The sequence below is a fragment of the Blautia sp. BIOML-A1 genome (assembly GCF_009883055.1).
Lineage (GTDB): Bacteria > Bacillota > Clostridia > Lachnospirales > Lachnospiraceae > Blautia_A.
Genome location: NZ_WWVR01000020.1, coordinates 1 through 24,024 on the forward strand (window position 1 = coordinate 1; position 24,024 = coordinate 24,024).

General features: G+C 37.1%; 27 protein-coding genes. 4 read left to right on the forward strand and 23 right to left on the reverse strand.

What is annotated here, in order from left to right; all coding sequences use genetic code 11:
• Positions 1 to 67: 67 nt before the first annotated feature.
• From GT674_RS10095 to GT674_RS10105, 3 genes are all read right to left on the reverse strand, one after another.
• Positions 68 to 262 (reverse strand): hypothetical protein, encoded by a 195-nt coding sequence (locus GT674_RS10095; RefSeq protein WP_161285579.1) that lies wholly within the window; start codon positions 260 to 262, stop codon positions 68 to 70.
• Between the two features lie 111 nt (positions 263 to 373).
• Positions 374 to 940, reverse strand: coding sequence for a hypothetical protein (locus tag GT674_RS10100; RefSeq protein ID WP_161285580.1), 567 nt, complete (start codon positions 938 to 940; stop codon positions 374 to 376).
• On the reverse strand, positions 919 to 1,254 hold the full coding sequence (locus GT674_RS10105) for a hypothetical protein (RefSeq protein WP_161285581.1): 336 nt from the start codon (positions 1,252 to 1,254) through the stop codon (positions 919 to 921). The genes GT674_RS10100 and GT674_RS10105 overlap by 22 nt, the downstream gene beginning before the upstream one ends.
• Before the next feature lie 317 nt (positions 1,255 to 1,571).
• Here GT674_RS10105 and GT674_RS10110 point away from each other — a divergent pair, with 317 nt between their 5' ends.
• Positions 1,572 to 1,757, forward strand: a complete 186-nt coding sequence (locus tag GT674_RS10110) for a helix-turn-helix domain-containing protein (RefSeq protein WP_161285582.1) — start codon at positions 1,572 to 1,574, stop codon at positions 1,755 to 1,757.
• Positions 1,758 to 1,867: 110 nt separating this feature from the next.
• On the opposite strand, the gene GT674_RS10115 is transcribed toward GT674_RS10110, so the two are convergent.
• A complete protein-coding gene (locus tag GT674_RS10115) occupies positions 1,868 to 4,714 on the reverse strand; it encodes a leucine-rich repeat protein (RefSeq protein ID WP_161285583.1) in 2,847 nt (948 codons plus the stop codon).
• 170 nt (positions 4,715 to 4,884) lie between these two features.
• On the opposite strand from GT674_RS10115, the gene GT674_RS10120 reads away from it, so the two are divergent.
• On the forward strand, positions 4,885 to 5,226 hold the full coding sequence (locus GT674_RS10120; protein ID WP_161285584.1) for a helix-turn-helix domain-containing protein: 342 nt from the start codon (positions 4,885 to 4,887) through the stop codon (positions 5,224 to 5,226).
• Between the two features lie 431 nt (positions 5,227 to 5,657).
• Here GT674_RS10120 and GT674_RS10125 read toward each other — a convergent pair whose 3' ends face one another.
• The 3 genes from GT674_RS10125 to GT674_RS10135 all read right to left on the reverse strand — a co-directional run bounded on the left by GT674_RS10125 (position 5,658) and on the right by GT674_RS10135 (position 8,372).
• A complete protein-coding gene (locus GT674_RS10125) occupies positions 5,658 to 6,926 on the reverse strand; it encodes a hypothetical protein (RefSeq protein ID WP_161285585.1) in 1,269 nt (422 codons plus the stop codon).
• Positions 6,892 to 7,647, reverse strand: a complete 756-nt coding sequence (locus GT674_RS10130; protein WP_161285586.1) for an ABC transporter ATP-binding protein — start codon at positions 7,645 to 7,647, stop codon at positions 6,892 to 6,894. Before GT674_RS10130 ends, GT674_RS10125 begins: the two co-directional genes overlap by 35 nt.
• Positions 7,648 to 7,760: 113 nt before the next feature.
• Positions 7,761 to 8,372 carry a MerR family transcriptional regulator gene (locus tag GT674_RS10135; protein ID WP_161285587.1) on the reverse strand — a complete coding sequence of 204 codons (612 nt, stop codon included), beginning with the start codon at positions 8,370 to 8,372 and terminating at the stop codon, positions 7,761 to 7,763.
• A 530-nt stretch (positions 8,373 to 8,902) separates the two neighbouring features.
• On the opposite strand from GT674_RS10135, the gene GT674_RS10140 reads away from it, so the two are divergent.
• Positions 8,903 to 10,291, forward strand: coding sequence for an ISNCY family transposase (locus tag GT674_RS10140; RefSeq protein ID WP_161285588.1), 1,389 nt, complete (start codon positions 8,903 to 8,905; stop codon positions 10,289 to 10,291).
• Positions 10,292 to 10,364: 73 nt separating this feature from the next.
• On the opposite strand, the gene GT674_RS10145 is transcribed toward GT674_RS10140, so the two are convergent.
• The 12 genes from GT674_RS10145 to GT674_RS10200 form a co-directional block, all read right to left on the reverse strand.
• Positions 10,365 to 11,333: a helix-turn-helix domain-containing protein gene (locus GT674_RS10145; RefSeq protein WP_161285589.1), complete on the reverse strand. Its 969-nt coding sequence runs from the start codon at positions 11,331 to 11,333 to the stop codon at positions 10,365 to 10,367.
• 150 nt (positions 11,334 to 11,483) lie between these two features.
• Positions 11,484 to 11,804, reverse strand: a complete 321-nt coding sequence (locus tag GT674_RS10150; RefSeq protein WP_008373564.1) for a DUF3784 domain-containing protein — start codon at positions 11,802 to 11,804, stop codon at positions 11,484 to 11,486.
• 41 nt (positions 11,805 to 11,845) lie between these two features.
• Positions 11,846 to 12,178, reverse strand: coding sequence for a DUF3784 domain-containing protein (locus tag GT674_RS10155; protein ID WP_161285590.1), 333 nt, complete (start codon positions 12,176 to 12,178; stop codon positions 11,846 to 11,848).
• Between the two features lie 58 nt (positions 12,179 to 12,236).
• The gene (locus tag GT674_RS10160) at positions 12,237 to 12,434 is read right to left on the reverse strand and encodes a zinc ribbon domain-containing protein (protein WP_008373560.1); all 198 of its coding nucleotides are present in this window, start codon (positions 12,432 to 12,434) and stop codon (positions 12,237 to 12,239) included.
• Between the two features lie 47 nt (positions 12,435 to 12,481).
• On the reverse strand, positions 12,482 to 12,898 hold the full coding sequence (locus GT674_RS10165) for a YjdF family protein (protein ID WP_161285591.1): 417 nt from the start codon (positions 12,896 to 12,898) through the stop codon (positions 12,482 to 12,484).
• 283 nt (positions 12,899 to 13,181) lie between these two features.
• On the reverse strand, positions 13,182 to 13,556 hold the full coding sequence (locus tag GT674_RS10170; RefSeq protein WP_161285592.1) for a TnpV protein: 375 nt from the start codon (positions 13,554 to 13,556) through the stop codon (positions 13,182 to 13,184).
• A 3-nt stretch (positions 13,557 to 13,559) separates the two neighbouring features.
• Positions 13,560 to 14,978 carry a plasmid recombination protein gene (locus GT674_RS10175; protein ID WP_276513514.1) on the reverse strand — a complete coding sequence of 473 codons (1,419 nt, stop codon included), beginning with the start codon at positions 14,976 to 14,978 and terminating at the stop codon, positions 13,560 to 13,562.
• 199 nt (positions 14,979 to 15,177) lie between these two features.
• Positions 15,178 to 15,405 (reverse strand): DUF5348 domain-containing protein, encoded by a 228-nt coding sequence (locus GT674_RS10180; RefSeq protein WP_008373529.1) that lies wholly within the window; start codon positions 15,403 to 15,405, stop codon positions 15,178 to 15,180.
• A gap of 150 nt (positions 15,406 to 15,555) precedes the next feature.
• Positions 15,556 to 15,789, reverse strand: coding sequence for a complexin-2 (locus tag GT674_RS10185; RefSeq protein ID WP_330412578.1), 234 nt, complete (start codon positions 15,787 to 15,789; stop codon positions 15,556 to 15,558).
• 115 nt (positions 15,790 to 15,904) lie between these two features.
• Positions 15,905 to 16,906: an AAA family ATPase gene (locus tag GT674_RS10190; RefSeq protein WP_173792152.1), complete on the reverse strand. Its 1,002-nt coding sequence runs from the start codon at positions 16,904 to 16,906 to the stop codon at positions 15,905 to 15,907.
• Complete coding sequence (locus tag GT674_RS10195; RefSeq protein WP_161285595.1) at positions 16,878 to 18,095, reverse strand: site-specific integrase; 1,218 nt, start codon at positions 18,093 to 18,095, stop codon at positions 16,878 to 16,880. The genes GT674_RS10190 and GT674_RS10195 overlap by 29 nt, the downstream gene beginning before the upstream one ends.
• 14 nt (positions 18,096 to 18,109) lie before the next feature.
• Positions 18,110 to 18,304, reverse strand: a complete 195-nt coding sequence (locus tag GT674_RS10200; RefSeq protein WP_008373524.1) for a hypothetical protein — start codon at positions 18,302 to 18,304, stop codon at positions 18,110 to 18,112.
• A 159-nt stretch (positions 18,305 to 18,463) separates the two neighbouring features.
• On the opposite strand from GT674_RS10200, the gene GT674_RS10205 reads away from it, so the two are divergent.
• On the forward strand, positions 18,464 to 19,078 hold the full coding sequence (locus tag GT674_RS10205) for a helix-turn-helix domain-containing protein (protein WP_227097291.1): 615 nt from the start codon (positions 18,464 to 18,466) through the stop codon (positions 19,076 to 19,078).
• Between the two features lie 201 nt (positions 19,079 to 19,279).
• Here GT674_RS10205 and tuf read toward each other — a convergent pair whose 3' ends face one another.
• The 4 genes from tuf to rpsL all read right to left on the reverse strand — a co-directional run bounded on the left by tuf (position 19,280) and on the right by rpsL (position 23,897).
• Complete coding sequence (gene tuf, locus GT674_RS10210; RefSeq protein ID WP_161285596.1) at positions 19,280 to 20,473, reverse strand: elongation factor Tu; 1,194 nt, start codon at positions 20,471 to 20,473, stop codon at positions 19,280 to 19,282.
• A 148-nt stretch (positions 20,474 to 20,621) separates the two neighbouring features.
• Positions 20,622 to 22,745, reverse strand: a complete 2,124-nt coding sequence (gene fusA, locus GT674_RS10215; protein ID WP_279286407.1) for an elongation factor G — start codon at positions 22,743 to 22,745, stop codon at positions 20,622 to 20,624.
• A 17-nt stretch (positions 22,746 to 22,762) separates the two neighbouring features.
• Positions 22,763 to 23,233 (reverse strand): 30S ribosomal protein S7, encoded by a 471-nt coding sequence (gene rpsG / locus GT674_RS10220; protein ID WP_044925146.1) that lies wholly within the window; start codon positions 23,231 to 23,233, stop codon positions 22,763 to 22,765.
• A gap of 247 nt (positions 23,234 to 23,480) precedes the next feature.
• Positions 23,481 to 23,897: a 30S ribosomal protein S12 gene (gene rpsL, locus GT674_RS10225; RefSeq protein ID WP_161285597.1), complete on the reverse strand. Its 417-nt coding sequence runs from the start codon at positions 23,895 to 23,897 to the stop codon at positions 23,481 to 23,483.
• Positions 23,898 to 24,024: the final 127 nt, after the last annotated feature.

A 24,024-nucleotide genomic window follows, 5' to 3' on the forward strand; every position in this document is an offset into this window, starting at 1 on the left:
AAGTGTTCTTTTTTATTTTTTGCAATTCATCTCCCACCTGTAGAGGAAGGAGAATTCTTGCTATATATTATGTTAAAGCAAGCGTAACCGCTGCATTACGCAATGACTGAAATGTATAACGATCACCGTCTATGTAATCTGAATCACTATTTTTATAGTAGTTACAGCACAAATACATTTCATCCGGCAATGATTGTGGTGTAAGAATCCGATATTTTCTGTGCTTATATTGTATAGAGTATTCATAATATCTGGCCTTCATAAAGTTCCACCTCCTTTCCACTATCAACCAATATATTCTTCATACACAGATATAATATGCAACCATATTTTCTTTTTCTTACACCTTATTAAAGCTTATCTATGTTTCCAGTCAGATCTCATTAAACAAATCATTTTTCTCCCTTCTGCCAGGAAATATAATATGAGTTGAAATAACAGATGATGGCATAAACTTTTTCAAATATTCTTTAATATCATTCGCAATCTTATACCATCCAGCTTTTCCGCAATCATATCCTCGTCCATCATAAATGCTAAAGGGAATTAACATAAAATCTAGATGTAAATACACTTTATTTGTCCCTTCATATGTAGAATGATCGTGAACTGCAAAGAAACAAATACAGTCTTTAAATTCTGTTTCTGCAAGAAAATATCCAATTTCCAAAACTCTATTACAGCTGAGATATTCTACTTCATCAGGTGAAAAACATACAATGATATGTATTGCGTACCGACTGTTGACCGAATGATACTCTCTAAAACGCTGCACTTGCTTATTCACAAGATTTTTCGGTGCTTCACTAAAATCAAAAAATACATTTGTCATTCCAATCATACGATTTCTACATCTATCTGGTCGCGCTACATAATAAAGCAAGTTATTATACGCAACAAAATCATGTTTTACTTGATTTACAACTTGTAAGTTCGGCATAATTTTTTCCCTTCGTCTATTAACTGTTTTTGTGAATTTTCAATATCAATTCCTGACTCAATTTTATTTATAGCAGTAGCCAATGGATTTAATAGAATAGCAAAATGCGCTCTTTCATTTTCAGCCATTTTTTCTATAAAACTGTTTTCACCGCAGCAAAGATACACCATTAAATCGCGAGGCTTCTTAAATCCCAGTTGCTTACTTACATTATTAATTTTTACAAATTCTGTATCACTTAGGGGAAATTTGCGACTCTTACGTTTTTCATCTACAACAGATACCATATTTCTCATAATCTTTATATTATCCATCGGTACTCTCCTTCTAATTTTTTTATTTATATGTTGGTATTTATTGTCATTTTTTAATTTTTAATACTATTCCTTATGTTGTATTACTCTTTATCATAATCTTAAGGTTATAAATATTATTTATTGCTACCATACCTTGTCTAAATCTGTATATTTATTTCTATTATTATATACAAGAATACGTTAGTTGGGACCGTTTTGCATTTGCTCCTCATTCATTCTATCTTGAGCAGCTTATCATGCTATTTGTACTTTTAATAAAAAATATTTCTTTAACATACCAGTAAAAAGAAACATATAAAGGAGAATACCGAAAAATGACACACGAAAATATAGCAGATGATCTTATTACCCTTGAAGAACTTTGTGAACACCTTATGATATCAGAATCAACCGCCTATCGCCTTATGAGGTCTGGCGAAATTGAAGCCTTTAAATTAGGATCACATTGGAAAATCCCTGCTGACTCTGTAAGAGATTTCATTTCTAGGCATAAAAAATAATAATTTGTATATAAAAAACGCCAGAGATTCCTAAATATTTCAAAAATCGCTGGCGTTTTATTGATCAACTTATAAACAATTACTTCATTCAATCTTTCTACAATGCTTATCTAATAACGACCACTTTTCGTATTAGACTTGCTACTATATATATTTTTTCGATCAACAGTGCTATAAGCTTTTACCGCATATCTGTATGTAATACCTTTTTGGGCTTTTGAATCTATATAATACAGTCTTTTCGTTCTTGTTAACAGTTCCCACTTTCCATTTTCACATCTATAGACAACATAAGCAGAAGCTCCTGCAACCTTTTTCCACTGGATTTTTAATCCTGAAGAAACACTTTTTACAGTTTCTAATTGTGGTGCTGCAAGCGTAACCTGAATTTTCTTTCCGCTAGAATCATAAAGTCCATATGTTTTTTCTGTAGAAGTATAAGACCGAACTGTATAGGTATAAGTTCTTCCCAATACAATTGGAAAATCTTTTGAAGATGTCTGGGTATAAGACGTCATATTCCCTTTTAATACTGCAAGACGTTCCCATCTGTCTTTACTGTTTTTACGATAAACAATATAACCTGTCGCTCCAGTTGCTTTCTTCCAAGTTATCTTAACTTGATTATACGCTGGAGACGAAATTGAAGTCAGCACTGGTTTCTCTGCAACTGTTTTTCCTTTCATTCCATTTTTATCATAGTTACCATAAATTATTGATTTTCCAGATTTTCTATACGCTCTTACTGTATACATATAAGTAACTCCCGTTTTTATTGGAAATTTTTTGGATGAAATATGTTTATATGAATTTTCGGATGTAGTAGCTATTTTCTCCCAATGATTTCCGTTTTTCCGAAAAACACTGTAACCTGTTGCATCCGGAACGGCAGACCATGTCAAAGAAAGTTTGTTGTAACCGGCTGATTTTACTGTTCCCAGTTTGACTGTTCCCAAAGTTGTAGCAGGTTTTATTTTTAACGTAATCGTCTTCTCAGGCACATAATAACTCTCTCTGCCGTTTTCTTCGCACCAATTGCAAAGAAAAACTGGATTATACTTTATTCTAATTTTTACAGTACCAGCCTTTTTAAAAGATATTTTCTCAGTTGCTGTCAACATATGTGAAAAATTCCCATCACTACATGCTACCAAGTCTGCACCTTGTATAATTTCAAATGTTGGCTGATATACCAGTGTATGATAAAATCTATTTCCAATTATGTACTTAGATATCAATTCATTTTTTAATGCTGTATCCTGTAATGTAGAAGTTAGCGTAAACGAATCGCCAACAACTCCAGTACTTGGTGCATTAACTGTTATTGTAGGAGTTTTTATTTTTACTTTATAAACATCACCAACTATTTGGCTATCAACCCATCCCTGTGTAGTATCCTCTCCCAATTTTAACCGAAACGATACTGTTCCCGGATAAGTAGCAGTATCATAATATGCATGTACAAAAGCAGCCGACGTATCATATATAGTCGAATCCATATCGCCTGCATGTGGTCCTGTAAAATGATAATCATCGCCATATCCCCATTTTGAACTGTCCGTATTAAAATGTAATTTTTTTCCTATAGTGTCAGACGGCAAATTTATCACTTTGGCAATGCTAATTCCTCCACAACTTTCGCTTCTCAAAGTCCCAATCTGGTAACCCAGTCCAATTTCTTCTGGAATATACCATATTATATTACCCTTTTTTACTTCTGCTTTAGTTTCGACCACAGTTATTGATTCAGAATCACTCCGTCCCGTCAGATCAGTTGCCGTAATCGTAGCTTTTCCTGGCTTTTTAGAAATAATGTATCCTTGTTCATCAACTGACACTACTGACGAATCACTACTACTAAATTTCACGAATAAAGGGCATTCAGCATCCAATTTTTCAGGATAAAACATATAATTTATCTTTCTTTTTTCACCAACTCTTACATAATCGGGAGTTCCTGCAATATTCATCAGATATGGGACAAAGACAGCGGTAGAATTTATTAAATAATTATCTGATTCTGTAAACATTTTTTGGCCTTGCAAATCATACCAGTCACCCATTATCTGATTCATATTCAATGGAGTATTGGAATAATTTTCTACTCTTGTAAAATATCTGTTACAATTTATGTAGCCTGATTCCGTAACATCAAAACTTGAACCACTATTAAATGCATTATCACCAATGTCAGTCACTGTAGATGGTAGTGTTAATTTGCCAGATAATCCTTTGTCATTTTCTTCTTCCTCTTCGTCATAATAATATCCTGTGCATCTGTAAAAAGCTTCTTCTCCAATTGTTTTCAAGCCTTCCGGCAGAATCAGGTTACCAGTAAAGCCACTGCACCCTTTAAATGCATCTCGACCAATTTGTTTTAATGTAGATGGGAATTCTAAATTTCCTGTTAAATTATAGCAACCAGAAAATGCATATTCTCCTATACGTTTCAATTTTTCAGGGAGCTTTAATTCTCCCTTAATATCTTTTCCTGCGAATGCTGAATCTCCAATCTCAGTAACAGGATAATCCTGAATTGTGTCTGGAATAATAAGTCCATTTTCAACATCGCCATCATATCCTGTTATTGTAACTTCATTTTCATCCGTAATATCATACAAAAATCCATTATACTCACTCTGTGTCACTCTCGTATTGTTTTCGGAAAATTCTTTCAATCCTTCTGTATTTTCCGAAGCTCCATCAGAAAACTCTGAGTCGTTTTGTAATACTTCCACTTCCTGATTTTCTATGCAATCTGGAATTGTTTCATTATCTGCATCAACCGTTTCTGTTTGATCTTCTATTTGTAAATTCTCATTCTCAATCACATCTGAATTTTCTGATTCTGACAATCCGTCTGTAATAGTCATTTCCTCAGCAAATATTGTTTGTACCTGTGCAGATGATAGAGAAAGAATTGACGACATCAGTATACAAATTACTTTTCTTTTCATTTCACTTTTAACCTCCCATGTATATATAACTAAAACTATATTTTATTATATCCCGTTCATTTATATAGGTAAACCCACTTTATGATTTTTCTATTAGATATTGACGAATCAAAGTTGAATATCCTAATTCATTTTTACTCTATACTATTAGAGAAAGTGAGGTTGATTATATGGAGAATCCTATTTCTAATGAAAGCATTGGAAAACGTGTAGCCGCGCTACGAAAAAAACAACATTTGACACAGGCTCAACTAGCTGATCTAGTAGGAGCTACAGCAAAACATATTTCAGAGATCGAACGTGGTATTACAGGAATTTCTATAGACATGCAGGTTCTTCTAAGTAACCATCTTTACTGCAGCTTAGATTATTTAATTAAAGGACAAGACTATGAAACTGTAGAAACATCTCTACCATCTTTTGTCATAGACATTTTACATTGCCACAACGAATCTGAAAAGACACTGTTTATTGATTATCTGAATTTTTATGATAAACTTCGTAAAAAATAAAGGTCAATTAATTTTATAATCTTCTCATTTCTGAAAAAAGCAAGGTCAAAATAGGGTCAACCATGAAATTTATTAAATTTATTTTTTTGAATGGCTTCTGAATTATTCAGAAGCCATTATTATTTTTTATTCAACAGAAAAACCCCGGAAACCTTGCGGTTCCGGGGTATCTTACGTTTGGACACAATGTACCTTGCGGTACTCAATATATATTAATCAGTGATTACTCGATGATTGTAGCAACACGTCCTGATCCTACAGTACGTCCACCTTCACGTTTGTGAGGTTCTTAAAATTCCATTATTTTCTGTGATTTCCGTGTCCATATTTTCTTGTGTTGTGGATTTTCCAAGCTATATTTCTATTCTCTGCATTTTTTAGTATCAAAATGGTATCACAGCGACTTCATTTCTCACTATGATATCTCTTATCTATTTGGTAAGTATCAATGCTCCTAAGAAAACAGCAATACTTAAAATAAAATCCTTTTTCACCAGAAAATTTTTATATTTCACTTCTAGCCAGAGATTCAGGACTGTCGCACATATAAGTATTGCACACCCTAACAGTATTTGCGCTATACTGCTGTTTACAACAAAAGCCATTATAATTCCTTCGCCACAAACAATTGTAATTGGTATCACCATAAACTGTTTCACAATTCGATTTTCCGATATAGGAATAAATAGACCATCTGTGGCTTTTTCAAGAATACTATCCAACTGTTGAACCATACTCCGTAAAGTCAATCGAAAAACGGCAAATATACTGCCTAACAACAACATATAACGTATTTCTTCTTGCTGTAAAAATGGCAGCGTCCAATAAAAAGGCATTTTATAAATTCCTAGACATATCGTAAACAAAATCATTCCCATTATTATCCAATTTCTGCCTAATCTATAAATAGATATTTGAGCTTTCCATATCAATGGAAAGTAGTATAAAAAATTGGATACTTTATTTTTTCTCTGTAAATATCTCACCATTTTTTCTTTTGCATATTGATCTAACAATACAGTATTATTAAAATTTTGAGCAATACGTACTTTTTCCAAAAATTGCATCTCATCTTCATACTTTAAAGCATTTATTTCCAGAACACCAAAATCATAAACTAGCATATACATCCATATTCCTATATCTATAATGCACATAAAAAAATATTTAAGCGATATTACCAAGATTATACTAAATAACAGCCATATTCCAATATCTCTTCTTTGATTTGCATGATATATTTTCCATTTCATTAAATTGGTTGTATTTAATAACAAAAATATTATGAGTAATATAAATAGAAAATTTCTATTCAAATGAATGCCATTAATACAAGCTGAAAGAATGATTGAAAATATAATGTCCTTTAAGGTTAACCCTATATATTTTATTGATATCATTTGTCTTATCTTTTTCTCTTGAATAAAAAATAATGATACCGGTTTTATTATAATTGCCGGTTTAACATTAATAAAACAAACGCCAAACGAGTATAATATCAAAAATCCAAATACCAGATAACATATTCGAAGATTACATGCATTTATTTTCCGAATTATTGGAAAAAAATTAATCACAATTTGATATCCAACAACAGCTGCCGCAACTACCAAAGACAATATAGGTATCAGCATATTTTCTATTAATCTTTTAGTTTCTCTAATCTTATTCACACATAACAGTTTTCTGTACTCCTGCATAATGCTCTCCCTCACCAATTAAGGACATATATATTTGTTCCAACGAAGTTTCCTTATTCATCTGCTGCTTTTGTAATATTTCTGCCTTTGTTCCTTGTTCAACTATTCTTCCATCATATAAAAAAATATATCTGTCACAAAAATCTTCAGCCAAACTTAGTAAATGTGTAGATATGAGTATCGTTTTATCTTGTTTCTTCAAATTTTTTAAAGTATTTTTGAATTTATATGTTTGTGCTGGATCCAACCCATTAAACGGTTCATCTGCCAGCAGCACATCGTATTGCCGCAACAATGCAAGTGCAATCATAAGTTTCTGCAACGTTCCTTTTGAAAGTGCTAATGGAATTTTGTTAAGGTGCTGATTAAGATTAAATTCTCGAATTAATGAATCAACTGTCACTGAGTTCTCAGGGTACAGTGCTTTAATAAACTGAAGATGCTCCCAAACAGTCAACTCTTCATAGTACACTGGAATATCTGGAATGAACGTCACAGGATTATTCTCTCTTTTAATAGAAAATATATCATTATCACCAATAATAATTTTACCATTATTAGGTTTCATTTTTTTTATCATGAGTTTTAGCATTGTTGATTTTCCTGCGCCATTAGGACCAATTAAGCCTGTTATCTCTCCCTTATTCATTCCAAAATTAATATCATGTAATATTGGCTTCTTATCATAAGCAAAATTTACATTTTCTACATTTACATACATATCTCTCGCCTCCCTGTTTTTCTTATATATACACCTTAGAGGAAGTTTAAGGTCAAGAAAAAAAGAGAACATTTTCTATTTGTCCTCTTTTTCTCAAAAATATCTTCGCATTCTTATTTTGTTTCATTACACACTATAATCCGTAATATTGAAACAACCAAAATCAAACCCAAAACAAAAGTTATTACTTTAAACGGAGCACTCATATATGTATTACATAATTCCAAATATAATTGCACGCACATAATGACAGCAATTACTCCCCCTACAATACAAACAATTAATTTAGAAATATCGAAAATTTTTTGTATCCTGTCCTGCCGTTTTATTCTCTCCAATTGGTAAATATATTCCTCTTTTCCTGATATCATTTTATCTAACATCTCTTCTGATAAATCAGTCACACTCATATCCATTTTTATCAACTCTTCGCATAAAAAATAATTCTGCCTAAGTCTATTTTCTTCTTCTTTAATTTTAAGCAAATGTGTATTTAAAACACTAGTTAATGCTTCCTTTTCATATAAAATTTTTCTAATATCTGAAACCGGAATATCTAACATCCTTAACATTTTTATACGATTTAACCAAAGAATATCTTCCTCTGTATATTCACGATATCCATTTACAGGATTTCTTTTCGGAATTAATAAATTTTCTTTCTCATAAAATCTGATATTATAACTTGTAATTCCAGTTCGTTTTTCAACATCTTTTATCTTCATTACAGCCTCTTTTATGTTTCGTATTTTTTTATTGCATACAATGTCCCTGACTGCTATAATTTACATCATGGGTGCTATCATAACGGTAGGCGGTTAGTCCTTCAGCAGAGGGACTGTGACCCTCTGATTACATAGAAACTCGAAAGAGAATCCACTGGAAAGGAGGGCTAAGCCATGAGTATTGTTGATTTTATAGCAGTAGTGAGCTTCGGCTTAACCTGCTTTGGTCTTGGATATACCTTTGGCAAGGATAATAATAAACCACAAAAATAGCCGCCCTGGTCTGGTAAACTAAGCGGCAATTTTTGTCAAAACATATATCGGACTAACCGTCTATCGGTAGCACTCTTTATCTATAATCATATTAGCACGCATGTGTGAAAATGTCAAAAATTTTCTTCATTCTCTTGGTTATTATATGAACCATTTATGATAATGTCCTAATATACCACAAAGGAAAATGTCCCAATGTAGTATAATGCTTCCATCAACAGATGGAGGTAACGATTATCAGAAAGGTAGAATTATCAATGGATGAACAAAAGAAGTATGAGGTGATCAAATCATTGGCAGATCATCCAGCCCCTAACAAGCAGAGAGCTGCCCTTACTCTCGGTTGTACTGTACGTCACATTAACCGTATGCTTAAAGGCTACAAAGAGCATGGCAAAGCCTATTTTATCCATGGCAACAGAGGACGTAAGCCAGCCAATACCATCCCCAATGAAACTCGTAATCTTGTTGTCGATTTATACCGCAACAAATACTATGATGCCAATTTTGTGCATTTCACTGAGTTATTAGGAAAACATGAAGATATCCACATCTCCCCTTCAGCGGTTATGTCTATTCTCGAAGCTGAATACATTCTCTCTCCCAAGGCTACAAAAGCTAAGAAAAAGAGAATCAAAGAACAATTAAAAGCCGATAAAAAAGCAGCGAAATCTCAGAAAGAAGCGGATCAGATACAGATTAATCTTGTTGCTCTTGAGGACGCCCATTCCCGCCGTCCCAGAGCCGCTTATTTCGGTGAACTGCAGCAAATGGACGCAACTCCCTACGAATGGATCCCCGGTCAGATATGGCATCTGCATCTGGCTATAGATGATGCTACAGGAAGGATTACCGGCGGTTGGTTTGATACCCAGGAAACTCTGAATGGCTATTACCACGTTTTCCATCAGATCCTCACAACTTACGGTATCCCCTACAAGTTCTTTACAGACCGCCGTACTGTTTTCACCTATAAAAAGAAAAACTCCCCATCTATCGATGAGGATACCTATACACAGTTTGCCTATGCCTGTAAACAGCTGGGGGTTGAACTGGGATCAAGCAGTGTGCCTCAGGCAAAAGGACGTGTAGAACGCCTGAACCAGACGCTACAGTCGCGCCTGCCAGTCGAGTTAAGACTTGCAGGCATAACGACCATAGACGCTGCCAATGAATTCCTAAACTCCTACATAAAGGAATTCAATGAGAAGTTTTCCCTTCCCATTCATGGTATCAAGTCTGTGTTCGAAGTGCAACCCCAAATTGAAAAAATTAACCTGATTCTTGCAGTTTTATGCGAAAGAACGGTAGATACCGGACACTGTTTAAGGCATTCCAATAAATACTACCGTATGATTGACAGCAGAGGCAATCAGGTCCACTACCGAAAAGGAACAAAGGTAATGTTTATTCAGGCTTTTGATGGCAGTCAATACTGCTGTGTAAATGACAAAGACATCTACGCACTGGAAGAAATACCCGAGCACGAAACAAAATCAAAAGACTTAGATATAGACTATACTCCGCCAAAACCAAAGAAGCCCCGCATTCCACCAATGAATCATCCCTGGCGTCGCCAACAGTTTGGAAAGTTTGTCAAACAGCAAGAACACCACCAGAATGATCAAGATACAAAAATTGCCTGAGGAATGAAACGAATCAATTTAACAAGCCCCAGCAAAAAGCCGGGGCTAATACTTCAATTATTTTAGGACATTTTCAAAAACGCTTGACAAAATTTTCTTCATTCTCTTGGTTATTAATCTCCTTAATCAGCTGTACTGCCTTCTCTGCATCATCGGTTTTCACGAATATATCCACACCATATATTCCAAATCCAGGTGCCCCATGCATTGCAACATTCGCACCTGCTTCCTGTGAAAAAGCTGCTATTCCATTTTGCTTTAACATTTCTACAAGTTGTTCTGTCTCTACTATATTCTGTGCATTATAAATTTTTGTCCATTCTGTCTTAGATTGGGAAGTTTCTTTTCTCTCCTGAACATTTGGTGAATTCTGATTTCTTTTTCGATTAATAAATGCTAAGGTCCTAAGAATAATAAATGACACAATAGTAATACCTATCAGAAATCCCAATGCCAATCGTGTTATCTGTGTTTCTGTAGCTCCCATTCTAAATAAACATGTACCATAGATGACTGTAAAAATTCCTGCACATATTACACTGGTGAGAAAATTCCGCCATATAACAGCACTTTTTGGCAGGCATTTATCCCATATTCCATTATACACCATAATAGCTACATATAGGATTCCTCCTACTAAGACAGTTACTATCTCTCCCAAAACCAAACGAGTATCCACCATTAATAGCATCTGAATAATAATCGCTAACACACCAATCACAAACATTGATGCAAATGCAAGATTTCCAGCCTTTAATGCTTTTTGTTTCACCCATCCTTCATACACCGCAACTTTGTCCAGTGTTTCTTTCATCTCTTTATTCATAGTCTGGCTCCTTTCTCCATCCAGGAGCTCTCTCATCTCAACATCGTAGTATTCAGCAAGTTGAACAAGTATACTGAGATCCGGCATATTTATTCCTGTTTCCCATCTGGAAACTGTTCTTGCAGATACCTCAAACTTCTCGGCAAGCTGCTCTTGCGTAAGATTCTTTTCTTTACGACATTGCTTTAAAAAAGCTCCAATCTTTTTTGTGTCCATGTCTCTACCTCTCTTCCACTTACAGCTTACCAATATGTATCAAAATTACCACGACATAAAACGAGAATCCGCTAATTTTCAACCGGACATCGTATGTCTAAAACAAATAAACGGTATTTTCACCCCAAAAGCATTCTATTCCTCTATAAATTAACCTTCTCTTTTATGTCTATCCATAAGCAGCAGAATAAACATAACAAACCATATCACCCATGCAATTAAACAACCGATTCCTATATGCCAAATATCTATAATCATTCCAGCAATAAAAGGAATTGACATAAACATCATTCTCTTCCCATATGCCTTACACATAGCATTTTCATCATATTTTTTTCGTTCTTCTGCTGATTTCATATTATAACCAGACAAGAATTTGGATGCTTGTCCTTTTGACCTATAAAACCATATTCCAAATAAAAGCATAATCACTGCCATTGCAAAGTCAAAAATAATATAAATATAGAACATATAATGCCTTCCTTTCAGTCAATTCCTCAAACCAGAAGTTATTACTTTTTGCATAGTGTGTTTTCTAAAATGATAATAACCACGACATCAACTACAATGATTCCCAATGCAATATATACAAAAAATGCAGGCAAAATATTTTCAAGCAAGCCCATAATTAATGCAAGAATTGCTATAATAGACATTCCAACTCCCATTGTTCTGCATAACTTCTTTTCATCATATTTTTTCTTTTCTTCTTTTGAAGCTGCATTATATCCAGAAATAAACCAGCTTCCGTGTCCAGAAAGTAAAACTATAGAAAGTACAGCAAATATTACAAAGACAATCCACACTATCCAATCAGAACCTGTTGCTAAATCTGCTAATTTCAATTATAGACCCCTCCCTAAATTCCGTTTTTCTTAATTCTAAAAATCTGAAAGTTGTCTTTTAAGATTTCAATTTCGTTAAATCCTCTAAATACATTTCTGTATAGCCACATTCTGGGCAGACTGCAACTCTAACATCATCTATAGTTGTCGCCTTTTGTTTTTCATCTACACGAACAACCATCCCATAGCCACCGCCATTAACTTTAAGTCTTAAATCTAATTTCATACTTGCTCCACACTTTTCACATTTCCTCATTGTTTATACCTTCAAATCCCGAATTTGAGAAAAAGCCCAAAGGACTTTTAATGTCCCTTATGCTTTTCTCTTTTCTTTCGCTGTTTTAGTTCAAACATTCGCTGTTCTTCCGCCTCTTTTTTCTTTCTTTTTTTTTCTTTACGCTCCTGCTTGTTCTGTTCCTGTTGTAATTTCAACGCTTGTTGCGATTTTGTGCCAATGCCAGTTTCCAGTATCTGTTTTTTTGCTGCACGCTGCATCCGTTTCGGATTTCTTTTTATATCCTTTACAATAGCTTCAACAGCTGGACTGAATTTCAAACCAAAATAGTATTTTTGAACATATTCCTGCACTTCATAATCTTTTGGTTCTGCACCAAATGTTACCTTTGCCACAGATAATTTTCCATCTTCAATACGCTCAAATATACCTACCCAAAATGGTTCTTCAAAATATACCGTCAGTTTTCCATTTACTTTGTCCATAAAAATCCCTCCTAAAATTTATTGGGCAAAGAATGGACAACCCGGAGGGGCAGGTTACTTACCCTATTTACATAGGACGGCCGGGCTACCTACCGGCTCTGGCACATCAAAGATGCACGTTGCGTTTTTATCTTTGTTTTGATAACCAAGCCATATGGCACGATTAACTTAATTCGGTAACTTTCGATTTACCTTCACTTTATTTTACCATAGTGCTTTCTAAAGTGCTATTCTAATATATACAAAAGTGTAAAAGGGCAATCTTATCGACTGTCACTTACAATCACACACATACCAGGTTTTTCAATACAATCTCTTCTGCACTGGCTTTTATATTATTCATTAACCTAACCCACTTCATCTGATCCTGTACCTTTAATTCTTCAGTTACACCCTGTTTTTCTACCATCTGTTTCATAAGCATTTCCACCTGTTCTCTGACTTCCTGATCGATCTGATTCAGATGTTCATTCAATTTTCCGGTCAATAACATGTATTGATATCTTGCTGATCTGTGTTCTTTTAAGAACTGCTTTCGTAACATTCCATATTTTCCATATGTCGGTTCTTCTTCTCTTAAAACCAGATCCGGCAAATAGTAATCTCCATGCAACGTATAGCTCATTCCATTTTTCTCATCATAAATCTGTTTTTTCATAGTCTAAATCTCCAATCCTTTGTATTTTGTTTTATTTTTCTTACGTTGTTGGTTTTCAATCTGGCTCTTTTGAGTTGCCCATTCCAACTGTTTCAGAACGCTTCCCTTTGGCATTTGTTCCATTCGACGCTGCTCTTCCAATTCCTTTTGTTCTTTAATATCCTGCTGCACTACATCCTCTACAACTTCTGTTCCCAGAATACGCACCACTCTGTCATATCTGTCCGAAGTCTCCTGTAAACGTTGATTATCATTTGATAATTTTCCATTTTCCTTACGTACATCGTCTAACTGTTTCTGGATATTATCACATTCCTCAACAGATTTTTGATATTTATTTTTCCAACTTTCTACCATTTTGTTAAGTTCTACAACCTTTCCAGCTAATGCAGCAATCTGATTTTTCATCTTGATAAACAATGGCTTGATTTTATTCTCCCTGTAAGGTACTGCACGTTCAAATGTTCCTGCCTCCGGTAAAAACGTCTTAATCATTCCATATTCTTTTATTTCCTTACTGGCATTATCCATAATTGGTTGTAGCACATTCCGTCGATCTTCCAGACTTTTTAGTTCTTTTTCTACGTCCTCTGCCCTTTGTTCTGCTTCTTGCTTCTCCCTAATTGCCTGTTCCTTATCGTCTTTTAAAATCTGGATATCTGCTCTGGATTCCGCAATCTGTGCTGTCAGTTCTTCATTTTCTGCAGTTAGATACTCTTTCTCCTGCTCCAGCTCCTGTACTTCCTTTTTTCGTTCTTTCTTCTTGAAGTTATAAACATCCAAATGTTCCTCATGAGTACCTTTCTGTTCCCATTCAATGCCATGTTGTTTTGCAATCCCTGCCAGAACTTCTTTTTCATGGTTCATCCACTGGTTTAACTCAGTATCATGCTTATTCCCACCTTGAAATCCAAGACTTTTTAATGCCTGTTTCAGCGAAACTCTGGTGTCCATTCCTTTTCCTTTCCAATCAGTTACATAAGGAATAAAATCAATATGTAGATGTGGCGTAGCTTCATCCTGATGTAGATAACAACCAAATACCCGTAGCGTTGGATTCCGTTTCTGGAAGTCCTTTACATACTCATCCAGTACTTTTACAGCCTGACCTCCTTCTGCTGTTCCGACAGCCATATCTTCTCGATTTCCAATCTGGAAAATCACTTCATGGAACAATTTTTCCTGTTTTCCCTGCCGGATTTTTTCATAGTAATTTGTAATCTGCCGATCTTTTCTTTTTCCGATGTTGTATCTCCCCACAGCATCATCAAATAACTCTTTATAGACTTCCTTCAGATTTTCATTCTGGTAACAAATATTTAATTGTACTCTGTCCGGTTCTACATTCTCTGCGAAAAACTCTCTCCTGTTATGAGCCAGAGAGCCTTTCCCAATCATACCGCTAATTGTTCGTTTTATCATAATATTTCTCACCTCTTCTCTGAGCAAGTGCCAGATATGACACATAATTTTTATTTACGCCAGTCATGGCGATATTAAGAAACTTTCGCCGGATACGGCGGTTTTGTTACTTTTGTCAAAAGTAACGCAAAAGCACTTTCGACAGCCGTACCGTCCATCAAAAGTACCCTTGCGCCCTGCCGGGGGCTATCCAATCAAATTATTCCGGTATTCTTGCCTGTACATATTCCAGATCTCCGCAATATGATGTTCCCACCAGATACCATTCTCTTGCCGGATTCATCTCCATTCTTGTCCGTACCCACTTATCATCAACCAGCACCTCAAGACCTTCTCCACAGTGAAATCCCGTATCAATCCATAAGTCTGATGCCAACAATCCATATCTGTCATTACTGCTGTTATATCCTAATCTTCCCTGTTTCATTATATCTTTCTCCCTTCTTCACAACTATCAAATTTACAGTAATCTCACATTCCAGCCATAGTTTTCCGTCTGCACCTTACCAACTTTCTCCTTGTTTACTTCTCACAGGTGCGTGACACGCTCCTGTAAAAAGATAGTCAATAAGAACTGTTACCATCGAAAGCTCTCTTGCATTCCTTTTCTGTCCAGATACTCCTGCCGGAACTTTTCCCGTTCTTCTTCTGTTGGTGCAGTTTTGGATTTACTGTATACCTCACGATTTACCATTGCATCCAGTTTTTTCTCTAAACCTTTTCTTATATCATCTGCTTCCTGTTCCTGATCCAGTAAATGATATTTTATAATCTTTCCAAATAACTCCTCTGGAATCATAACGTTTTTCAAGTTCTCACCTTCTTACAATTTATGTAAGGACGCAACACTACAATGTCTTTACAGATTGCAACCTTGCATTTTAATTCCGCATTTTCTATATACTCTGCAATGTTGCACCCTTAATTTATTCCGGCTTAACTTTATCTAAATCCCAATACCATGAATTACCGATTCGTCTTGCCTTAATTCCAAGTTCCTTTTTTGCATTTTCCAGTGTTCTTTTAGAAATATTCAAATCTTCTGCCATATCAAAGATTTCACTGCTTTGCACAGAAGTTGATGTTTCTGCCAGTTCCCTCAGCATCTTTTTTGCCTGTTCCAGTTTATTTGCCTTTGGAGCAATTCCACCAAGCACCTCATCTGCTGTGATTTCATAGTCACCTATCCACTCAAATCCGGTTTCTGTCAGGCGAAATGCTTTGGAATGTCCAAATGCAGCCAGATTATTTTTAATCTGAACCACTGCTCTTAAGTCCGGTTCTCCCTCTATTCTTCCTACCAGTAATACGCTTCTGGCTACTGCAAAAAAGTCAATCGAACCCATTCCTCTATATGCAGCTTTATTTCCACCAGCTTTATTCATATGTCCGATTAATAAAATTGCACATTTATACTTTTCTGCCAGCAAGCTCAATCTTTTTGTCATATTCCTTGATTCATTTGCCCGGTTCATATCCATTGTTCCTCCAAGGTATGCCTGAATCGGATCTAAAATAAGCACTCTCGCACCAGTCCGTTTGATAGCAGTTTCCAGTCTCTCATCTATCATGGAAAGTGATTTTTCTGTTTCATCTATAACCATGATTCTTTCACAGACCGCTTCTGCCAGCTCCAGTCTGGGTTTTACCGTATCTGCCAGCCCATCTTCCGCTGTCTGATAAATAATATTTACTGGTTCTGTTACTTTCATATCGTTATCCAGACCTTCTCCTTTAGACAATCTCGCTGCAATATTTAATATCAGCGTAGTTTTTCCATCGCCCGGATCACCCTGAATGATCGTTAATTTCCCATAAGGGATATATGGATACCAGAGCCAGTCCACTGTCTGAGACTGGACATCTGACATCTTTATCATTTTCAATTCTGTTTTATTCTCATTTCTCTGTTCCATAAATTCCTCCATTTTCCCAACTGTTCTCGCCAATTCTCTGTTGTTCTCTGGAAGAATCCCTGCTATAATCAACTTGTCTAGGGTTGACATTTGTGGATTCGTCCCCATTTGTCACATTGCTCCGGTTGTTCGTACTTCCGGAGCTTTTTATATTTTCATCATCCAGCATATCTGCCACCACTTTCTGCTGATCTGGATATAAGTGCCCATAAGTATTCAATGTAATGCGAATGTCCGTATGTCCAAACCTTTCTTTAATCATCAATGGTTGCACTCCCTTATTAATCAGAAATGCCGCATGACTGTGACGAATGTCGTGTACTCTTATCTTTTTTACTCCGGTCTTTTGAACCACCTGTTTTAACTTATGCTGTACCGCTTCATGAACCATTGGAAAAATCCGTTCATCTTCGGGCAACTCATACAGTCTGCTAATATAGTCCTGAATCTCTTTTTTCAGAAATTCCGGTATGGAAATCGTACGGTTCGATTCTTCTGTTTTGGGAGATGTAATCACGTCCTCTCCATGCATACGGTAGTAAGTTTTATTGATATGAAGTAGATTCCTTTCAAAATCAATGTCAGCAGGTGTAATGCTGAGTGCTTCGCCTTCTCTCGCTCCTGTCCAGAATAATAATTCAAACAGCACATAATATTTGCTTCCCGGTTCGATTCCGGTCATAAACTGCCGATATTCTTCAATTGTCCAAAACTTCATTTTCTTTTTTGAAGTCTTTCCCATACGTTTTACTTTGTCACAGGGATTATCTGCCAGATTGTAGATATTCTTCGCATGATTGAACAATGCCGTCATCTGATTCTGTATTGTTTTCAGATAATCATCTGAATATCCTTTTTCAATAATCATATTCTGCCACTGGATAATCTCTGCTGGTGTGATACTGTTCATCGGTCTGTCCTTAAAATACGGTAACAGTTGAGCATTCATCGTATCTCTTTTGTTCTTGATACTCCTGTCCTTCAATGACTGAGACTTGTCTCGGAAGTAGACTTCTACAAACTCTCCCATTGTCATATCCATGTCTGCTTTCGCTGTTCTTTTATACTCCGCTTCAAAATTTAATGCTTCTTTCTTAGTGCGGAATCCTCTTTTTACTTTTCGCTTTTTGGCTCCTGTCCAGTCCTCATAATAAAATGAAACATACCAGGTTCCTCTTTCTTCATCTTTGTATGCTGCCATACTTTCTCACCCCCTTACATTGCAATCTGGGAATATCCATAAAATTTCTTTTCCCAGAATGCCCTCGGTATCTTGCCCGAAACGGTTACATATCCCTGATCTGCAAGCTCTTTGTTCAGTTTGCGAAGCAGTTTGTAAGCATATCCAAGTGAAATCCCCATGCTCTCTGCAACTTCTTCCGCTGTAATCATATAGTTCTGTCTCTGCATATCATTTCCTCCTTATCTATAATTATCATTTTCACTGATACTATATCATTTTAAATAATCATTGTCAATAATTTTTATCTGTATGAATGATATTTTTCTATATTGTTGATTTTTATCATTTGTGATATACTAATCATAGCTTTTAAGGAGGTGGATAATATGCAGGAATCATCTATTTCAGAAAAAATAAAAGAGCTGCGAACTGATCTGAAGATGAATCAGAAAAACTTTTCCGCAGCTATCGGTATACGTCAGTCAACTTTATCCAGTTATGAAAATGGTGTGGTTACTCCCTCCAATGATGTGTTATTGACTATTGCTCAGAAATTTCATGTCTCACTGGACTGGTTATTTGGATTATCTGAAAATAAAGTACAGATTTCTACTCTCAGCGATATTATTTGGGTTTTATTGCAGATGAATGAATCCAATGAACTCCGGTATGAACTGGATATAAATAATAAATTTCCCGGTGATATAGAAACAGAAACACAGAAATGGTATGCCGGACTTCGCTTTTATGGAAATGATCCGGAACACTCTTTAAATGCAGATATGTGTAATTTTCTTGCCGATCTGCAGGAGAACAGAGAAAGCCTGGAATCTTATTTCACAGGTAAAGATATGTTTGATATGTGGAAGAAACAGACGTTGGAATACTACACTTCCAAACCCGTCACCCATAAAGAAATTGAAGAACTGGATTTTGAGACACGAATCCGTAAACGAGATGAACTTTTAACACAGAAATTTTCCAATAACGAACAGAAATAGTATCATAACAGTATCACAGGCAGATATGCGAAGGTTTTCATTTTCTTCCCATACCTGCCTGTTTTTAATTTATTCGCTATTCTTTACAGCCTTATTTTAATCTTCTGTTCAACAGAAAAACCCCGGAAACCTTACGGTTCCGGGGTATCTTACGTTTGGACACAATGTACCTTGCGGTACTCAATATATATTAGTCAGTGATTACTCGATGATTGTAGCAACACGTCCTGATCCTACAGTACGTCCACCTTCACGGATAGCGAAAGTAAGACCCTGGCTCATAGCGATTGGGTGGATCAGTTCGATTGTCATTTCGATGTTATCTCCAGGCATGCACATTTCTGTTCCTTCTGGAAGGTTGCAAACACCTGTTACGTCTGTTGTTCTGAAGTAGAACTGTGGACGATAGTTGTTGAAGAATGGAGTATGACGTCCACCTTCATCTTTTGTCAGAACGTAAACCTGAGCTGTGAATTTTGTATGGCATGTAAGTGTTCCTGGTTTAGCAAGAACCTGTCCACGCTCGATTTCGTTTCTCTGAACACCACGAAGAAGAGCACCGATGTTATCACCAGCCTGAGCTTCGTCAAGAAGTTTACGGAACATTTCGATTCCTGTAACAACAACTTTACGTGTTTCTTCTTTGATACCAACGATTTCAACTTCTTCAGATACATGAAGAACACCAGCTTCTACTCTACCAGTAGCAACTGTTCCACGACCTGTGATAGAGAATACATCCTCTACAGGCATAACGAACGGTTTGTCTGTGTCACGCTGTGGATCCGGAATGTATTTATCAACTGCATCCATAAGTTCCATGATCTTATCTCCCCATGGGCCAGCCGGATCTTCAAGTGCTTTAAGAGCAGATCCCTGGATAACCGGGATGTCATCTCCTGGGAAGTCATACTCGGAAAGAAGTTCACGAATTTCCATCTCAACCAGTTCAAGAAGTTCATCATCGTCTACCATATCGCATTTGTTCATGAATACAACGATGTACGGAACACCTACCTGACGGGAAAGAAGGATGTGCTCTTTTGTCTGAGCCATAACACCATCAGTAGCAGCAACAACGAGGATAGCACCATCCATCTGAGCTGCACCTGTGATCATGTTCTTAACGTAGTCAGCATGTCCTGGGCAGTCAACGTGTGCATAATGTCTATGCTCTGTTTCGTACTCAACGTGTGCTGTAGAGATTGTGATACCACGCTCTCTTTCTTCTGGAGCTTTATCGATGTTCTCGAAATCTGTAGCAGAGTTACCTTCAACTCTTTCTGCAAGAACTTTTGTGATAGCTGCTGTTAAAGTTGTTTTACCATGGTCAACGTGTCCGATGGTACCAATGTTACAATGCGGTTTTGTTCTCTCAAACTTAGCCTTTGCCATTTTAAAATGTCCTCCTTAAAAACTTTGCTCTTTCTTTCAGAGCATTTTTATCAGTTTTTGACTTGCTATCCTTGATTATATTGCAAATCAAGGATATTTGCAAGTATTTTGTTACTGTTCACCTTGCAAACAGTAATCTCTTTATTTATCAGTCTTTCTTGGAAAGAATCTTTTCCTGAACGGACTTCGGAACCTGTTCGTATTTCTCGAAGAACATGGAGTAGTTACCACGTCCCTGAGTTCTGGAACGAAGGTCTGTTGCATATCCGAACATTTCAGAAAGCGGAACGAATCCACGGATCATCTTACCACCGCCGATATCATCCATACCTTCGATACGACCACGACGGGAGTTGATATCACCGATAACATCACCCATGTAGTCTTCCGGAGTAGTAACTTCGACTCTCATGATAGGCTCAAGAAGAATCGGAGCTGCTTTCTGCATAGCATCCTTGAATGCAAGGGAACCTGCAATGTGGAATGCCATTTCAGAGGAATCGACTTCATGATAAGAACCGTCGTATACGTTTGCATGAACGCCGACTACCGGGAATCCACCCAGAATACCAGCTTTCATAGCTTCTTCAATACCTTCACCAACTGCCGGGATGTATTCCTTCGGAATAGCACCACCAACAACTGTGGATTCGAACTTGTACAGTTCTTCTCCGTTGGCATCCATAGGCTCGAATTTAACTTTACAGTGACCATACTGTCCACGACCACCAGACTGTTTAGCATATTTGCTGTCAACGTCTACTGATTTAGTAATTGTTTCTTTATATGCAACCTGAGGTGCACCAACGTTAGCCTCTACTTTGAATTCACGAAGCAGACGGTCAACGATGATTTCCAGATGCAACTCACCCATACCAGCGATGATTGTCTGACCTGTTTCCTGATTTGTATGTGCACGGAATGTCGGGTCTTCTTCTGCCAGTTTTGCAAGAGCTTCACCAAGTTTACCCTGTCCAGCTTTTGTCTTAGGCTCGATTGCAAGCTCAATAACCGGTTCCGGGAATTCCATGGATTCAAGGATTACCGGATGCTGGTCATCACAGATTGTATCACCAGTTGTGGTGAATTTGAAACCGATTGCTGCAGCGATATCTCCTGAATATACTTTATCCAGTTCCATACGTTTGTTAGCGTGCATCTGAAGGATACGGCCAACACGTTCTTTCTTGTCCTTAGTAGCGTTGAGTACATAAGAACCAGAATTCATAGTACCGGAGTATACACGGAAGTATGCCAGTTTACCAACAAATGGGTCTGTCATAATCTTGAATGCCAGGGCGGAGAACGGCTCTTCATCAGAAGAATGTCTCACGATCGGGTTGCCTTCCAGGTCAACACCCTCGATTGGAGGAATGTCTGTAGGAGCAGGCATGAATTCAATGATTGCATCCAGAAGTTTCTGAACACCCTTGTTTCTGTATGCAGTACCGCAGCATACCGGTACAGCTGTACATTCGCAAGTAGCTTTACGAAGAACTGCTTTTAATTTATCATTAGACGGTTCTTCACCTTCCAGATATTCCATCATTAAATCGTCATCCAGTTCGCAGATTTTCTCTACGAGTTCTGTATGATAAAGTTCTGCTTCTTCCTGCATGTCTTCCGGAATATCTGTGATGGAAATGTCTTCACCTTTCTCATCATTGTAGATATAAGCCTGCATTTCGAAAAGGTCGATGATTCCTTTGAATTCATCTTCTTTTCCGATTGGAAGCTGTAAGCAGATAGCGTTTTTACCAAGACGAGTCTTGATCTGATCTACAGCGTTGTAGAAGTTTGCACCGAGAATATCCATCTTGTTGATGAATGCCATACGCGGTACATTGTAAGTGTCAGCCTGACGCCATACGTTTTCGGACTGAGGTTCTACACCACCTTTTGCACAGAAGACACCGACAGCGCCGTCAAGTACACGGAGTGAACGCTCAACCTCTACGGTGAAGTCTACGTGTCCTGGTGTATCAATGATGTTGATACGATGTTCCAGAGCACCTGGTTTTGTCTTGCAGTGTTCCTGCAGAGTCCAGTGACATGTGGTAGCAGCGGAAGTAATTGTGATACCTCTCTCCTGCTCCTGCTCCATCCAGTCCATTGTTGCGGTACCTTCATGAGTATCACCGATTTTGTAGTTGACACCTGTATAATAAAGGATACGTTCTGTAAGAGTTGTCTTACCTGCATCGATATGAGCCATGATACCAATGTTTCTGGTACGCTCAAGCGGGTATTCTCTACCTTCTTTTCCAGCCAATTGGATTTCCTCCTTGATTAGAAACGATAGTGAGCAAATGCTTTATTTGCTTCAGCCATCTTGTGCATATCTTCTTTCTTCTTAACAGATGCGCCTGTGTTGTTCATTGCATCCAGAAGCTCGTTTGCAAGTCTCTCCTCCATGGTCTTCTCGCCTCTTTTACGAGAATATGTGGTGAGCCAGCGAAGAGCCAGTGCCTGACGTCTGTCTGCTCTTACCTCGATCGGAACCTGATAAGTAGCACCACCGATACGTCTTGCTTTTACTTCGAGAAGTGGCATGATGTTGTTCATAGCCTCTTCAAATACTTCGATAGCTGGTTTGCCAGCTTTTTCTTCAATTCTAGCGAAAGCGCCGTATACAATCTTCTGAGCGACACCTTTCTTACCATCTAACATGATGTTGTTGATAAGTTTGGTAACCACTTTGTTGTTGTACATCGGGTCTGCCAGAACGTCTCTTTTCTGAGTATGTCCTTTACGTGGCACGTTACTTCCCTCCTTAATCAAAATGATTAAATCATCGGTACTCACTATTAAAACTAAGGTGTTCGCACTGGTAAAGTCCTATATTTAACCCGCAACCGACAGGGTATATGGAATACCGTACAATATTTATAGCTATAAGTGAATCTTCGATTGATTACTTGTCTAATTTATTTTCCCTTCAAACGGGAACCTTCTTAAATGCTTTGCATTCAAGAAGTATCGTTAATTTACTTACGCAAAATTAACTTTATTTCTTTTTAGGTCTCTTAGCACCATATTTGGAGCGGGCCTGTTTTCTGTTGGCTACACCTGCAGTATCCAGTGTACCTCTGATGATGTGGTATCTGGTACCAGGTAAGTCCTTAACACGTCCACCACGGATAAGAACAACGCTATGCTCCTGAAGGTTGTGTCCTTCTCCTGGGATATAGCTTGTTACTTCGATACCGTTGGAAAGACGAACTCTGGCGATCTTTCTAAGAGCTGAGTTAGGTTTCTTAGGTGTTGCAGTTTTAACTGCTGTACAAACTCCACGTTTCTGTGGTGCAGACTGCTCAACAGCTTTCTTTCTTAAAGAGTTGAATGTTCTCTGCAGAGCCGGTGCTGTAGATTTCTTTACAGATGTCTGACGTCCTTTTCTTACTAACTGGTTGAATGTTGGCATTCCATTTCACCTCCCGATTATTTTCTCCATGGTTTGCCATGGGGTAGCGCGGTTGCTATTGTCAAATTAATAAATCAATCTTCAGGATCTGCCACTGGCAATTTCCTGAATATGCTGCGGCAACAAA